Annotated in this window: 13 protein-coding genes; 9 read left to right on the plus strand and 4 right to left on the minus strand. The window is 70.6% G+C overall.

Features of this window, described 5'->3' with window-relative positions; all coding sequences use genetic code 11:
* Window positions 1-4: 4 nt before the first annotated feature.
* From NRK68_RS23695 to NRK68_RS23710, 4 genes are all read left to right on the plus strand, one after another.
* Window positions 5-514 (plus strand): MarR family winged helix-turn-helix transcriptional regulator, encoded by a 510-nt coding sequence (locus NRK68_RS23695; protein WP_183067372.1) that lies wholly within the window; start codon window positions 5-7, stop codon window positions 512-514.
* A gap of 74 nt (window positions 515-588) precedes the next feature.
* Window positions 589-918 (plus strand): DUF3817 domain-containing protein, encoded by a 330-nt coding sequence (locus tag NRK68_RS23700; protein WP_257856653.1) that lies wholly within the window; start codon window positions 589-591, stop codon window positions 916-918.
* A gap of 87 nt (window positions 919-1,005) precedes the next feature.
* The gene (gene icmA, locus NRK68_RS23705) at window positions 1,006-2,706 is read left to right on the plus strand and encodes a coenzyme B12-dependent isobutyryl-CoA mutase large subunit (RefSeq protein ID WP_046776199.1); all 1,701 of its coding nucleotides are present in this window, start codon (window positions 1,006-1,008) and stop codon (window positions 2,704-2,706) included.
* Window positions 2,707-2,768: 62 nt separating this feature from the next.
* Entirely contained in the window at window positions 2,769-2,930 is a 162-nt protein-coding gene (locus NRK68_RS23710) for a hypothetical protein (protein WP_183067374.1), read from the plus strand.
* Between the two features lie 32 nt (window positions 2,931-2,962).
* Here NRK68_RS23710 and NRK68_RS23715 read toward each other — a convergent pair whose 3' ends face one another.
* Window positions 2,963-3,583, minus strand: a complete 621-nt coding sequence (locus NRK68_RS23715) for a TetR/AcrR family transcriptional regulator (protein ID WP_046777187.1) — start codon at window positions 3,581-3,583, stop codon at window positions 2,963-2,965.
* Window positions 3,584-3,855: 272 nt separating this feature from the next.
* On the opposite strand from NRK68_RS23715, the gene NRK68_RS23720 reads away from it, so the two are divergent.
* The 4 genes from NRK68_RS23720 to NRK68_RS23735 all read left to right on the plus strand — a co-directional run bounded on the left by NRK68_RS23720 (window position 3,856) and on the right by NRK68_RS23735 (window position 8,057).
* A complete protein-coding gene (locus NRK68_RS23720) occupies window positions 3,856-4,854 on the plus strand; it encodes a tetratricopeptide repeat protein (RefSeq protein WP_257856654.1) in 999 nt (332 codons plus the stop codon).
* Between the two features lie 628 nt (window positions 4,855-5,482).
* Window positions 5,483-6,124, plus strand: coding sequence for a DUF6230 family protein (locus NRK68_RS23725; RefSeq protein ID WP_046776202.1), 642 nt, complete (start codon window positions 5,483-5,485; stop codon window positions 6,122-6,124).
* Window positions 6,125-6,232: 108 nt separating this feature from the next.
* Window positions 6,233-6,805, plus strand: a complete 573-nt coding sequence (locus tag NRK68_RS23730; RefSeq protein ID WP_183067376.1) for a DUF6114 domain-containing protein — start codon at window positions 6,233-6,235, stop codon at window positions 6,803-6,805.
* Window positions 6,795-8,057, plus strand: coding sequence for a hypothetical protein (locus NRK68_RS23735; RefSeq protein ID WP_257856657.1), 1,263 nt, complete (start codon window positions 6,795-6,797; stop codon window positions 8,055-8,057). Before NRK68_RS23730 ends, NRK68_RS23735 begins: the two co-directional genes overlap by 11 nt.
* A gap of 112 nt (window positions 8,058-8,169) precedes the next feature.
* Here NRK68_RS23735 and pyk read toward each other — a convergent pair whose 3' ends face one another.
* From pyk to pta, 3 genes are all read right to left on the minus strand, one after another.
* Window positions 8,170-9,600 (minus strand): pyruvate kinase, encoded by a 1,431-nt coding sequence (pyk, locus tag NRK68_RS23740; RefSeq protein ID WP_183067378.1) that lies wholly within the window; start codon window positions 9,598-9,600, stop codon window positions 8,170-8,172.
* A 61-nt stretch (window positions 9,601-9,661) separates the two neighbouring features.
* Complete coding sequence (locus NRK68_RS23745) at window positions 9,662-10,876, minus strand: acetate kinase (protein ID WP_257856658.1); 1,215 nt, start codon at window positions 10,874-10,876, stop codon at window positions 9,662-9,664.
* Window positions 10,877-10,961: 85 nt separating this feature from the next.
* On the minus strand, window positions 10,962-13,052 hold the full coding sequence (pta, locus tag NRK68_RS23750) for a phosphate acetyltransferase (RefSeq protein WP_257856659.1): 2,091 nt from the start codon (window positions 13,050-13,052) through the stop codon (window positions 10,962-10,964).
* Window positions 13,053-13,328: 276 nt separating this feature from the next.
* Between pta and NRK68_RS23755 the strand changes: the two genes are divergently transcribed.
* Entirely contained in the window at window positions 13,329-14,354 is a 1,026-nt protein-coding gene (locus tag NRK68_RS23755; protein WP_183067381.1) for an ATP-dependent 6-phosphofructokinase, read from the plus strand.
* Window positions 14,355-14,371 lie beyond the last annotated feature (17 nt).

Here is a 14,371-nt window from a genome sequence, read left to right on the forward strand (position 1 = left end):
AAGCGTGCCCAAGCCGCTCAGCCTTCCCTTCGACCCCATCGCCCGCGCCGACGAGCTCTGGCAGCAGCGCTGGGGTCCCGTGCCCTCGATGGCCGCGATCACCTCGATCATGCGCGCCCACCAGATCCTGCTCGGCGAGGTCGACGCGGTCGTCAAGCCGTACGGGCTGACCTTCGCGCGCTACGAGGCTCTGGTGCTGCTCACCTTCTCCAAGGCGGGCGAACTGCCGATGTCGAAGATCGGCGAGAGGCTGATGGTCCACCCCACCTCGGTGACCAACACCGTGGACCGGCTGGTGCGGTCCGGGCTGGTCGCCAAGCGGCCCAACCCCAACGACGGCCGCGGCACCCTCGCCTCCATCACGGAGAAGGGCCGGGAGGTCGTCGAGGCCGCCACCAAGGACCTGATGGCGATCGACTTCGGACTCGGCGCGTACGACGCCGAGGAGTGCGCGGAGATCTTCGCCCTGCTCCGGCCGCTGCGGGTGGCCGCCGCGGACTTCGACGAGTCCTGAGGGCCCCGCCCACCCGTTCCGCGATCACGGGGCCGCGTCAAGATCGAGCAAAACGGACGGTTAGGCTCGTCCGCATGAAACGAAGCGTGCTGACCCGCTACCGCGTCATGGCCTACGTGACCGCGGTCATGCTCCTGATCCTCTGCGCCTGCATGGTGGCGAAGTACGGCTTCGACACCGGTGCCGATCTCACCTTCGTGGTGTCGCAGACGCACGGTGTGCTCTTCATGATCTACCTCGTCTTCGCCTTCGACCTGGGCTCCAAGGCGAAGTGGCCCTTCGGCAAGCTGCTCTGGGTGCTCGTGTCGGGCACGATTCCGCTGGCGGCCTTCTTCGTCGAGCGGGGGATCCGCGCCGAGGTGGAACCGCTGGTCAGCGACCCGCTCGCGACCGCGAAGGCCTGACGAAGAGGCGAGCGTCACCCACCCCCGGGACGACTCCCGGGGGTTTCCCATCGACATTTACTAGGACGTCCTAGTAAATTCGTGGGTATGGACGCTGACGCCATCGAGGAGGGCCGCCGCCGCTGGCAGGCCCGTTATGACAAGGCCCGCAAGCGCGAGGCGGACTTCACCACGCTCTCCGGCGACGAGGTCGAACCGGTCTACGGACCCCGCCCCGGCGACACCTACGAGGGCTTCGAGCGGATCGGCTGGCCGGGGGAGTACCCCTACACGCGCGGCCTGCACGCCACCGGCTACCGCGGCCGGACCTGGACCATCCGCCAGTTCGCCGGCTTCGGCAACGCCGAGCAGACGAACGAGCGGTACAAGATGATCCTGGCCGCCGGCGGCGGCGGGCTCTCCGTCGCCTTCGACATGCCCACCCTCATGGGGCGCGACTCCGACGACCCCCGCGCGCTCGGCGAGGTGGGCCACTGCGGCGTCGCCATCGACTCCGCCGCCGACATGGAGGTCCTCTTCAAGGACATCCCCCTCGGCGACGTCACCACCTCCATGACGATCTCGGGCCCCGCCGTGCCCGCCTTCTGCATGTACCTGGTCGCCGCCGAGCGCCAGGGCGTGGACCCCGCCGTCCTGAACGGCACGCTGCAGACGGACATCTTCAAGGAGTACATCGCCCAGAAGGAGTGGCTCTTCGAACCGGAGCCGCACCTGCGCCTCATCGGCGACCTCATGGAGTACTGCGCGAAGGGCATCCCCGCCTACAAGCCCCTCTCCGTCTCCGGCTACCACATCCGCGAGGCCGGGGCCACGGCCGCGCAGGAGCTCGCCTACACCCTCGCCGACGGCTTCGGCTATGTGGAGCTCGGGCTCTCCCGCGGCCTGGACGTGGACCACTTCGCCTCCGGTCTCTCCTTCTTCTTCGACGCGCACCTCGACTTCTTCGAGGAGATCGCCAAGTTCCGCGCCGCCCGCCGGATCTGGGCGCGCTGGATGAAGGAGGTCTACGGGGCCAAGAGCGAGAAGTCGATGTGGCTGCGCTTCCACACGCAGACCGCCGGTGTCTCCCTGACCGCCCAGCAGCCCTACAACAACGTCGTGCGCACCGCCGTCGAGGCCCTCGCGGCCGTCCTCGGCGGCACCAACTCCCTGCACACCAACGCCCTCGACGAGACCCTCGCGCTGCCCAGCGAGCAGGCCGCCGAGATCGCCCTGCGCACCCAGCAGGTGCTGATGGAGGAGACCGGCGTCGCCAATGTGGCGGACCCGCTGGGCGGCTCCTGGTTCGTGGAGCAGCTCACCGACCGCATCGAGGCCGACGCCGAGCGGATCTTCGAGCAGATCAAGGAGCGCGGCCTGCGCGCCCACCCCGACGGGCAGCACCCGATCGGGCCGATCACCTCGGGCATCCTGCGCGGCATCGAGGACGGCTGGTTCACCGGCGAGATCGCCGAGTCGGCCTTCCAGTACCAGCGCTCCCTGGAGAAGGGTGACAAGCGGGTCGTCGGCGTCAACGTCCACCACGGGTCGGTGACCGGTGACCTGGAGATCCTGCGGGTCAGCCACGAGGTGGAGCGCGAGCAGGTCCGCGTCCTCGCCGACCGCAAGGCCGGCCGCGACGACGCCAAGGTCGCCGCGTCCCTGAAGGCCATGCTGGACGCCGCCCGGGACGGGTCGAACATGATCCCCGCCATGCTGGACGCGGTGCGTGCCGAGGCCACGATGGGCGAGATCTGCAACACCCTGCGCGACGAATGGGGCACCTACACCGAGCCCCCGGGCTTCTAGCCCGCGCTTTTCGGGCCCGCACGGCCCGGAACGGCCGGTCGTGCCCCCCGTACGGTGGGGACATGACCGGCCTTCCTGTGCCCGTACGGGGCGTCGCCGGCCGGTACGCGGGGCTTGCGGCGCTGGCGGCCGCCGGCCTGGGGGAGCCGCCCGAGGACCGGGGCCGGCAGATCAGGGTGGACTGGCCCGGCAAGCCCCGGCCGAAGCCGGCGAGCGGGCTGTGACCGCGGCGGCGGCCGGGTGGGCCGGGGCGCGGTCAGGCGGCGGTCGCACCGCGCAGGCCGTGCATCAGGAGGGCGGTGAAGGCGGCCACCCAGAGCTCGTCCACCGGCTCGGAACTCACCAGGGCACGGTGCACGACGGTGCCCGCGATCACGTCGAAGATCAGGTCGGTGGTGCTGCCCGCGAGGAACTCGTCCTCCTCATAAGGGAGTTCGCCGCGTGCCTGGGCCCGCTCGCGGCCCAGGACGACGAGGCGTTTCTGCCGGTCCACGATCGCCGACCGGATCCGGTCACGCAGGGCCTCGTCCCGGGTGGACTCGGAGACGACCGCCATCAGGGCGGTACGGGCCTCCGGCCGCCGCAGCAGCTCGGCGAAGCGCAGGACCACGTACTCGATGTCGGCTTCCAGGGAGCCCCGGTCCGGCAGTTCGAGCGAGTCGAAGAGCTCCGCGACCGCGTCCACGACCAGCTCGCTCTTGCCCGCCCAGCGCCGGTAGAGGGTGGTCTTGGCGACGCCCGCGCGGGCCGAGACGTCGCTCATCGTCAGCTTCGACCAGCCCAGTTCGACCAGCGCGTCCCGGGTGGCGGCGAGGATGGCGGCGTCCGCGGACGCGCTGCGGGGGCGACCGGTGCGGCCGGGGCTGGCGTTGCGCATGGCCGAGACCATACCCGTCGGTAGCCGAACGGGCGGCTGTGGTTCAGATCACGGGCGCCGCAGGGGCGCGGAGGGCCTCCGGGGGAGTTACGCTACGGCTCGTAGCGTAAGAGCGACAACCACGCGAAGGGCTACAGGCGCCAGGTGGGGACCCGGCGCCGCACAGCAACACGATCGCGACGGATGCGATGGCACGGCCGGGCGGTGACGACCGTACGGCCAATTCGCGCGATCTTTTTCGTCGGCGCGCGCACACGGGGGAGGATGTACGCATGCAGCCCAGAAACATGTCCATGAGCGGCGTCGTCGACCTCGCCGCGGTGAAGGCGGCCGGCGAGGCCAGGGCCAAGGCCGAGCAGGCCCGCGCCGAGGCGGCCCGCCAGGCGAGCCAGGGCGGCGGGGCCGCCCCGTCCGCCGGCGCCGTGCCGCCGTCCGCGCTCGTCATCGACGTAGACGAGGCCGGCTTCGAACGTGATGTGCTCCAGCTCTCCGCGGAAGTCCCGGTCGTCCTGGACTTCTGGGCCGAGTGGTGCCAGCCGTGCAAGCAGCTCAGCCCCCTCCTGGAACGCCTGACCGTCGAGGCGAACGGCCGCCTCGTGCTGGCCAAGGTGGACGTCGACGCCAACCAGATGCTGATGCAGCAGTTCCAGATCCAGGGCATCCCGGCGGTCTTCGCCGTGGTCGCCGGTCAGGTGCTGCCGCTCTTCCAGGGCGTCGCCCCCGAGCAGCAGATCCGCGAGACCCTCGCCCAGCTGGTCCAGGTCGCCGAGGAGCGGTTCGGGATCATCGGCATCGAGGTGGACCCGAACGCCGAGGGTGCCGCCGAGTCCGCCCCGGCCGAGGCCCCGGCCGGTCCGCACGACGCACTGCTGGAGGCGGCCGTCGTCGCGCTCGACGCCGGTGACCTGGGCGGCGCGGTGCAGGCGTACAAGAACGTACTCGCGGACGACCCGGGCAACACCGAGGCCAAGCTGGGCCTGGCCCAGGCCGAACTGCTCGCCAGGGTCCAGCACATGAACCCGCAGCAGGTCCGCACCGCCGCGGCCGAGAACCCGCGCGATCCGGCGGCGCAGATCGCCGCGGCCGACCTCGACCTGGTCGGCGGACACGTGGAGGACGCCTTCGGGCGCCTGGTGGACACCGTGAAGGTCACGTTCGGTGACGACAGGGATGCCGTACGGCTGCGTCTGCTGGAGCTGTTCGAAGTGACCGGCGCGGACGACCCGAGAGTGACGGCGGCGCGCACGGCGCTCGCGCGGGTGCTCTTCTAGGCGGGCCCCGCGCCCCCGCTCCGGGCCGCCGGGAGCCCGCTCCCCGTGGCCTTCCGGACGTCGGCGGGTCGCCGCCGATTTGTTGACACGTAGATAAACAGCGGCCGCACTTTGCCAAAGCTTGGCAATTGCGGCCGCTGTTACTCGCAGTAAATCGAACCTTGCGAACTGTCCGGTGTGTTCACCGGTTCGCCGTTTTGTCGTGGCCCTGAGTGGCACCCTGCGTTGCCGACGGACGGTTACAGGCAGCATCCAGGTTATCTGGCCGTTACCCGCCAGTAACGAACCCCCTTGTGCCCCGGCCGGGAATGGACCACGATCGGCGACGCTCGGTCCTTCCCGCAGAGCCGCTCGCTCGGAGCCGCGGTGGAGGGTCCCCACCGGGCCGGCCGGTGGCAGTGGCACCGGCCGTGGGACAGGGGGGTCTCTGCCGCACCGGCGGGGCCTGTCCTCAGGTTGCGCGAACGCGTGGCCCAGTGGTTGTCGCTCGGGGGTGAACGCCGGTGAATCGGACGTGGCACGGCCGCGGCCCGGCCGCCTGCGCTCCTTCCCGAGGACGTAGCACTTCTCCCATCCCAGGACGGGCTCGGCCCGGACCGGAGATGTACGTCCGAGAAGGAGGAACGAAATGAGTTCTCAGGTTCGTGGCGGGACCAGATGGAAGCGCTTCGCGCTCGTCATGGTGCCGAGCATCGCGGCCACCGCCGCGGTCGGTGTGGGTCTGGCGCAGGGTGCCCTCGCGGCGTCCTTCAGCGTCTCCGGCCAGGACTTCAAGGTCTCGGCCGACAAGCTCGACGGTGACAACCTCATCCAGTACGGCGGCATCGCCGAGGGGCACGACCTCAAGGGCAACGCGCAGCACCACCCGGTGACCATCTCCGGGTTCAGCCACGCCGAGATCACCAACATGTGCCAGTCGCTGGTGACCCCGACGCCGCTGGGCAACATCACGCTGCAGCTGCGCACCGGCCACAAGGGCAAGCCGGCCGTCGCCGACAACATCTACCTGGATGTTGCGGAGCTCGACACCGACGCCGAGTTCAAGAACCTGGACATCGGTGTCGCGGTCGGCGACCCGGGCCACAAGACGAAGCCGCAGGCCGGCACGGTCACCAGCCCGTACGCGTTCTCGCAGCGCGCGGACAAGGCGATCCTGACGAACGTGCGCCAGAAGGCGTGGGCGACCACCGCCGGCACGTTCAAGCTGCCCGACCTGAAGCTGCGTCTGATGGGCGGCGACCAGCCGTGCTACCAGGACTCCAAGGACTGAGTCCGTCCCGGTGAATGACCGGACGGGCGGGTGGCGACGGCCGTCCCCGCCCGCCCGTCCGGGCTCCACAGAGTTCTCCGTACCACCGTTTCCAGGGAGCTGTTGTCCATGAACCCCCAGGCCCCGGTTTACGTTCGCGCAGAAGACGACGCCTGGCTCACCGTGGTGTACTACCACTTCCATGCCTGGAGCGGTCGCCGTCCCTTCTGGGCCGGGCTGTTCACGCTCCTCGGCGGCTTCCCGATCGCGTACTTCCCTTATGCGGACCTCCGGTTGGGCAATGTCAGTCTCGCGATGGCCACCACGGGCGGCGCCGGCGCACTGATCATCGGTGTACTGCTGATCACGCTGGGCCTCGCCCTCTGGTTCCAGCAGACCATCCGCGTCTTCGCCGGAGTCGCCTCGATCCTGTTGGCCCTGGTGTCCCTGCCGGTGTCCAACCTGGGTGGATTCGGGATGGGCTTCATCCTCTCCCTCATCGGCGGCGCCCTCGCGCTGTCGTGGGCGCCCGGACAGCCGGCGGACGAGGAGCCGGCGGGTCAGCCGCAGGCCGCCGCCGGTCCGACCAAGGCGGAGGCGGTGATGGGCGTCCAGGGCATCCCGGCGCCCCGCGAGACGGAGACGGCACACGCGACCGAGACGACTGCCCACGCCGATGGCGGGAGGAACAGTGCGGGGTGACGAGACGCAGCGGGCCGTGGCCCCGGGCGCAGAGTCCCGTGAGAGAAGGGGCCCGCGCCACGCGGCGCCCAGGAAGTCGCTGCTGAACAAGATCCAGATACCCGTCGGCAAGACGATGGCGCTGGCGGCGATGCCGACGGCCGTCCTCGTCGGGATGGGCATGGCGCCCAAGCTCGCCGTCGCCGACGACAAGGAGATCCCCTTCGCCCCCGGGCCGTGCGTGACGCGGTCCGACGAGCCGGCGGAGACCGAGTCGAAGTCCCCGTCCCCCACGCCGTCGAAGACGGCCTCGCCGAGCGCCTCGCCCAGTGCGTCACCCGCACCGTCGACGGCTGCCAAGCCGAAGGCGAGCGCCTCTGCGTCGCCGAGCACGTCCCCGTCGGCGAACGCCCCGGCCCCGGCCACCACACCGGCGCCGGATCCGGCCAAGTCCACGAACCCCCTGGACCCGCTGGGCGTCGGCGACAAGCTGAAGGACCTCGTCGACGGGCTCGGCCGGCCGCTGGGGCAGCCCAAGGCGACCCCGACGCCCACGCCGTCCACCACCGAGAAGCCGGCCCCGGCGCCGGACCCGGCCGCGGACGCGATCCGGGACGCCGCCGAGAAGGCGGGTGCCACGGTCGAGGAGCTGCCCGACGAGGTCAAGGACACCGTCGACAAGCCCAAGGACGAGACGCCCAAGGACACGGGCGACGAGGACAAGGGCGAGGACAAGGACGACAAGGACAAGGACGGGGCGAAGAAGGACCCGGACGGGAAGGAACCCTTTCCCTGCCCGACCTACGACGCCGAGGCCCTGGCCAACGCCGACCTGGAGCAGGGCATCCCGCTCCTGCCCGACGAGCCCTGGTACCTCGACAGCTCGCTGCTGACCCTCTACGGCCTGGACTACCACGGCATCGTCGAGGTGAAGACCGGCAGCGGCAAGATCAAGAAGGTCCTGAAGTTCACGGCGGACTCGCTGGACATCAAGGACCTCTACCAGACGGTCGGCAAGGGCGGGAACGTCGCCCACCTGAAGTCCCGTCCGGGCTCCACCTCCAAGATCCGCGGAGGCACGGTGACGATGTACACCGAGAGCCTCAAGGGGAACCTGTTCGGTCTGATCCCGATCGAGTTCACCCCGAACAGCCCGCCGCCCCTGAACGTCCCGTTCGCGTTCTTCACGGACGTCAAGGTCGTCCAGGCGGCGCAGTTCGGCGGCACCCTGACGGTCCCGGGCCTGAAGAACTACATGGGCCCGCCGGAGTAGCAGGCGCACGCGGTCCGCACACGCGGTCCGCACGCACCGAGGGCGGCACCCCGCATCACTGCGGGGTGCCGCCCTCGGTCTCTGTGCGGCAGAGTTTCGCGGTGCGACGGCGTCAGGCGCGGTCGACGCCGCCCAGGTGGTGCACCCGGACCATGTTGGTGGTGCCCGGGACGCCGGGGGGCGAGCCGGCGGTGATGATCATGGTGTCGCCCTCGTTGTAGCGGCCCAGCTTCAGCAGCTCGCCGTCCACCAGGTCGACCATCGCGTCGGTGGTGTCCACGTGCGGGACGATGTACGACTCGACGCCCCAGCTCAGCGTGAGCTGGTTGCGGGTGTTGACGTCCGTGGTGAACGCCAGGATCTGCTGCGTGGCGCGATAGCGCGACAGGCGGCGGGCGGTGTCCCCGGACTGGGTGAAGGCGATGAGCGCCTGGCCGTTCAGGAAGTCGGCGATCTCGCACGCCGCACGGGCCACGGAGCCGCCCTGGGTGCGCGGCTTCTTGCCCGGGACCAGCGGCTGGAGGCCCTTGGAGAGGAGCTCCTCCTCGGCCGCCGCGACGATCTTCGACATCGTCTTGACGGTCTCGATCGGGTAGGCGCCGACCGAGGACTCGGCCGACAGCATGACCGCGTCCGCGCCGTCGAGGATCGCGTTGGCGACGTCGGACGCCTCCGCGCGCGTCGGGCGGGAGTTGGTGATCATCGACTCCATCATCTGGGTCGCGACGATCACCGGCTTGGCGTTGCGGCGGCACATCTCGATGAGCCGCTTCTGGACCATCGGGACCTTCTCGAGCGGGTACTCGACGGCCAGGTCGCCACGGGCCACCATGACCGCGTCGAAGGCGGCGACCACGGCCTCCATGTTCTCGACGGCCTGCGGCTTCTCCACCTTGGCGATGACGGGGACCCGGCGGCCCTCCTCGTCCATGACCCGGTGGACGTCCTTGACGTCGTTGGCGTCACGGACGAAGGACAGGGCGACCATGTCGCAGCCCATCCGCAGGGCGAAGCGGAGGTCGTCGACGTCCTTCTCCGACAGGGCCGGAACGTTCACCGCGGCACCCGGCAGGTTGATGCCCTTGTGGTCCGAGATGACACCGCCCTCGATGACGATGGTCCGCACCCGCGGGCCGTCGACCTCCGTCACGCGGAGCTCGACGTTGCCGTCGTTGATCAGGACCTGGTCGCCCTTGGCGACGTCACCGGGGAGACCCTTGTACGTGGTGCCGCAGATGGACTTGTCACCCGGGACGTCCTCGGTGGTGATGGTGAACTCGTCACCGCGCACCAGCTCGACCGGGCCCTCGGCGAAGGTCTCCAGCCGGATCTTGGGGCCCTGGAGGTCGGCGAGGACGCCGACGGCGCGCCCGGTGTCCTCGGAGACCTGCCGGACGCGGTCGTACCGCTCCTGGTGTTCTGCCTGGGACCCGTGGCTGAAGTTGAATCGGGCCACGTTCATACCTGCCTCGATGAGCGCTTTCAGCTGCTCATACGAGTCGACGGCGGGGCCCAGCGTGCAGACGATTTTGGAACGGCGCATGACTGGATCCTATCGGTTTGTTTCGCAGCGGAATATTCCGGCTGGTGGAAAGTCCAAGTGACTATCGAGTAACCAGCGCATACGTCTGGGTGGCGATCTCCAGTTCCTCGTCCGTCGGGACGACCGCCACGGCCACACGGGCATGATCCGCCGAAATCAGGCGCGGCTGCGGGGAACGCGCCGCGTTGGCTTCGAGATCCAGCGCCAGGCCCAGTTCGGTCAGGCCGTCCAGCGCGGCCTCCCGCACCTGGTGGGCGTTCTCGCCGACCCCGGCCGTGAACGCCACCGCGTCCACCCGCCCGAGCACCGCCGAGTAGGCCCCGATGTACTTCTTCAGCCGGTGGACGTACGCCTCGAAGGCCAGGCGCGCCGTCTCGTCGCCCTCGCCCGCCCGCCGCAGCACCTCGCGCATGTCGTTGTCGCCGCACATGCCCAGCAGACCGCTCTTCTTGTTCAGGAGCGAATCGATCTCGTCCACCGAGAGGCCGCCCACCCGCGCGAGGTGGAAGACGACCGCCGGGTCCAGATCGCCCGAGCGGGTGCCCATGACCAGACCCTCCAGCGGGGTCATGCCCATCGACGTCTCCACGCAGACCCCGCCCCGCACCGCCGAGGCGGACGCGCCGTTGCCCAGGTGCAGCACGATCACGTTCACGTCCTCCACCGGCCGGCCGAGCAGCGCGGCCGTCGCCCGCGACACGTAGGCGTGGGAGGTGCCGTGGAAGCCGTACCGCCGGATGGAGTACGCGTCGGCGGTCCCGGCGTCGATCGCGTACCGCGCCACGTGCTCCGGCATCGTCGAGTGGAAGGCGGTGTCGAAGACGGCGACCTGCGGGATGTCCGGGCGCAGCGAGCGCGCCACCTCGATGCCCGTGACGTTCGCCGGGTTGTGCAGCGGCGCCAGGGGGATCAGCTTCCGGATCTCCGCCAGCACCTCGTCGTCGATCACCGTCGGCCGGGTGAACCTCGTCCCGCCGTGCACCACCCGGTGCCCCACCGCGGCCAGCTCGGGAGAGTCCAGGCCCGTCCCGTCGGCGGCGAGCTCGGCCGCCACGGCCTTCAGCGCGGCCTCGTGGTCCGCGATCGGGCCGACCTGCTCGCGCTTGCCGCCGGCCGCGGCGGGCCCGGTGAGCGGCTCGTGCACCAGCCGGGAGGTCTCCTCGCCGATGCGCTCGACCAGGCCGGTGGCCAGGCGCGAGCGGTCGGCCATGTCGAGGAGCTGGTACTTGACGGACGAGGAGCCGGAGTTGAGGACGAGTACGCGCGATGCGGTCACGGTGCGGGTCTTTCCTTGTCGCGGGCGGAGGGGCGGAGGGGCGGAGGGGGCGGAGGGGCGGGAAGCAGGGAGGGAGGACGGGTGGTCAGGCGCCGGTGGCGGGGCCCGGAGCGCCCTGCGCCTGGATCGCCGTGATGGCCACGGTGGTGACGATGTCCTGGACGAGCGCGCCGCGCGAGAGATCGTTGACCGGCTTGCGCAGACCCTGGAGCACCGGACCGACCGCGACCGCGCCCGCCGAACGCTGCACGGCCTTGTACGTGTTGTTGCCGGTGTTGAGGTCGGGGAAGATCAGCACCGTCGCGCGGCCGGCCACCTCGGACCCGGGCAGCTTGGTCGCGGCGACCGAGGGCTCCACGGCCGCGTCGTACTGGATCGGGCCCTCGACGGCCAGGTCGGGGCGCTGCTCGCGGACGGTCTCGGTGGCCTTGCGCACCTTGTCGACGTCGGCGCCGCTGCCCGAGGTGCCCGTCGAGTACGAGAGCATCGCGATCCGCGGCTCCACCCCGAATGCGGCCGCGGTCGCCGCGGACTGGACCGCGATGTCCGCGAGTTGCTCGGCGTTCGGGTCCGGGTTGACCGCGCAGTCGCCGTACACGAGGACCCGGTCGGCCAGGCACATGAAGAAGACGGACGAGACGATGAAGGCGTCGGGCTTCGTCTTGATGATCTCGAAGGCCGGGCGGATGGTGGCCGCGGTGGAGTGCACCGAACCGGAGACCATGCCGTCGGCCAGACCCCGCTGGACCATCAGGGTGCCGAAGTAGTTGACGTCGGTGACCACGTCGTGCGCCAGCTCGACGGTCATGCCCTTGTGCGCGCGGACCTGCGCGTAGTACTCGGAGAAGCCGTCCCGCAGCGGCGAGGTCGCCGGGTCGATGATCTGGGCGCCCGAGATGTCGACGCCGAGGTCGCCGGCCTTCTTCAGGATCGTCTGCTCGTCGCCCAGCAGAGTCAGGTCGCAGACGCCCCGGCGCAGCACCACGTCCGCCGCGCGCAGCACGCGCTCCTCGGCGCCCTCGGGCAGTACGACGCGGCGGCGGTCGGAGCGGGCCCGCTCCAGCAGCTCGTGCTCGAACATCATCGGGGTGACGCGCTCCGAGCGGGCCACCGAGAGCAGGCCGCGCAGCTCCCCGGTGTTCACGTGCCGCTCGAAGAGGCCGAGCGCGGTCTCCAGCTTGCGCGGGGTCGCCGAGTTCAACCGGCTCTGCAGCGAGAACAGTTCGGCGGCGGTCGGGAAGCTGTTGCCGGCCACCGACACCACGGGCGTGCCGGGCGCCAGCTTCGAGGCCAGCGTCAGGACCTCCTCGCTCGGGCGTTCGTTCAGGGTGAGCAGGACGCCGGCGATCGGCGGGGTGCCCGAGGTGTGCGCGGCCAGCGCGCCGACGACGAGGTCGGCGCGGTCTCCGGGGGTCACGACCAGGCAGCCGGGGGTCAGGGCGTTCAGGAAGTTCGGCAGCATGGCGCCGCCGAAGACGAAGTCCAGGGCGTCGCGGGCCAGGCCCGCCTCGTCGCCGAGGAGCACCTCGCCGCCGAGCGCCCGGGTGATCTGGGCGACGGTCGGGGCGGACAGCGACTTGTCGTCGGGCAGTACGTAGCAGGGCACGGGGAGGCGGGCGGCGAGCCGCTCGGCTATGAGGTCGCGGTCCTCCGCGGCCACCCGGTTGACGACCATCGCGACCACGTGGCAGCCCAGGCTCTCGTACGCGCGGTAGGCGTTGCGGGCCTCGGCGCGGACGGACTCGGCGGGGTGCTTGGTGCCGCCCACGACGGGCACGACGACCGCGCCCAGCTCGTTGGCGAGGCGGGCGTTGAGAGCCAGCTCGTCGGGGAGGTTGGTCTCCGCGTAGTCGGTGCCGAGGACGAGTACGACCTCGTAGTCGCGGGCCAGCCGGTGGTAGCGGTCGACCAGCTGCGAGACCAGCTCGTCGGTGCCCTTCTCGGCCAGGATCGCCGAAGCCTCGCGGTACTCCATCCCGTAGGCCGTCGAGGCGTCCTGGTCGATCCGGTAGCGGGCCTTGAGCAGATCGAAGAGGCGGTCGGGTGCGTCGTGGAGCAACGGGCGGTAGACGCCGACCCGTCCCGTCTGCCGGGTCAGGAGCTCCATGATCCCGAGTTCGACGACCTGCCGGCCGTCCCCCCGCTCGATGCCGGTCACGTACACGCTGCGCGTCACGCGTGCTCTCCGTCTCTTCGTGTGGTCGGTCGACCCGGTTGGGATGGCTTGCCCTCTTGACAATACCTCCGCCAATGGGTAGGGCGCCCGCCGGAACAAAGGCCTGGTCCGGGATCCCAAGGCGCTCCGGGACGGGTGATGCGCAGCGCGCCCCACTCCGGGACCATGGAACAATCGGACAGGCGGCACCAAATGCGTCCTTCGGAGGTGCGGCCGGCGGGCCGCAGGTGTCCTCGGGCACGGCCAGGTACGACCAGGAGCAGGAGACACAGCACGATGCGTATCGGAGTTCTCACCGCGGGCGGCGACTGTCCGGGCCTCAACGCTGTCATCCGGTCGGTCGTACACCGGGCCGTGGTCGGCCACGGGGACGAGGTCATCGGCTTCGAGGACGGCTTCAAGGGTCTCCTCGACGGTCACTTCCGCCCCCTCGACATCAACGCCGTCAGCGGCATCCTGGCCCGCGGCGGCACGATCCTCGGCTCGGCCCGCATGGAACGGGCCCGCCTCCACGAGGCCGCCGAGAACGCGCAGGAGCTGGCCACCCGCTACGGCATCGACGCCCTCATCCCGATCGGCGGCGAAGGCACCCTGACCGCCTCCCGCATGCTGTCCGACGCCGGGATGCCGGTCGTCGGCGTGCCGAAGACCATCGACAACGACATCTCCTCCACCGACCGCACCTTCGGCTTCGACACCGCCGTCATGGTCGCCACCGAGGCCATCGACCGGCTCAAGACCACCGCCGAGTCGCACCAGCGCGTGATGGTCGTCGAGGTGATGGGCCGCCACGCGGGCTGGATCGCCCTGGAGTCCGGCATGGCCGGCGGAGCCCACGGGATCTGTCTCCCGGAGCGCCGATTCGAGGTGGACGCGCTGGTCAAGATGGTCGAGGAACGCTTCGCCCGCGGCAAGAAGTTCGCCGTCGTCTGCGTCGCCGAGGGCGCGCACCCGGCCGAGGGCTCCATGCCCTACGAGAAGGGCGCGATCGACGCCTACGGCCACGAACGCTTCGCCGGCATCGGCAACCGCCTGGCCATCGAACTGGAGCACCGCCTGGGCAAGGAGGCCCGGCCGGTCATCCTGGGCCACGTCCAGCGCGGCGGCACCCCCACCGCCTACGACCGCGTCCTCGCGACCCGCTTCGGCTGGCACGCGGTGGAGGCCGTCCACCGCGGCGACTTCGGCAACATGACCGCCCTGCGCGGCACCGACATCGTGATGGCCCCGCTCGCCCACGCGGTCACCGAGCTGAAGACCGTCCCCGAGAACCGCATGTACGAGGCCGAGTCGGTCTTCTGACCGCCCGGCCGGGCACG

It is taken from the genome of Streptomyces yangpuensis (assembly GCF_024666385.1).
Lineage (GTDB): Bacteria > Actinomycetota > Actinomycetes > Streptomycetales > Streptomycetaceae > Streptomyces > Streptomyces yangpuensis.

Excerpts from the sequence above, each read along its gene's own strand:
- NRK68_RS23700 (WP_257856653.1), top strand. The coding sequence starts at position 589 with ATGAAACGAAGCGTGCTGACCCGCTACCGCGTCATGGCCTACGTGACC.
- icmA (WP_046776199.1), top strand. The coding sequence starts at position 1,006 with ATGGACGCTGACGCCATCGAGGAGGGCCGCCGCCGCTGGCAGGCCCGT.
- NRK68_RS23710 (WP_183067374.1), top strand. The coding sequence starts at position 2,769 with ATGACCGGCCTTCCTGTGCCCGTACGGGGCGTCGCCGGCCGGTACGCG.
- NRK68_RS23715 (WP_046777187.1), bottom strand. The coding sequence starts at position 3,583 with ATGCGCAACGCCAGCCCCGGCCGCACCGGTCGCCCCCGCAGCGCGTCC.
- NRK68_RS23720 (WP_257856654.1), top strand. The coding sequence starts at position 3,856 with ATGCAGCCCAGAAACATGTCCATGAGCGGCGTCGTCGACCTCGCCGCG.
- NRK68_RS23725 (WP_046776202.1), top strand. The coding sequence starts at position 5,483 with ATGAGTTCTCAGGTTCGTGGCGGGACCAGATGGAAGCGCTTCGCGCTC.
- NRK68_RS23730 (WP_183067376.1), top strand. The coding sequence starts at position 6,233 with ATGAACCCCCAGGCCCCGGTTTACGTTCGCGCAGAAGACGACGCCTGG.
- pyk (WP_183067378.1), bottom strand. The coding sequence starts at position 9,600 with ATGCGCCGTTCCAAAATCGTCTGCACGCTGGGCCCCGCCGTCGACTCG.
- NRK68_RS23755 (WP_183067381.1), top strand. The coding sequence starts at position 13,329 with ATGCGTATCGGAGTTCTCACCGCGGGCGGCGACTGTCCGGGCCTCAAC.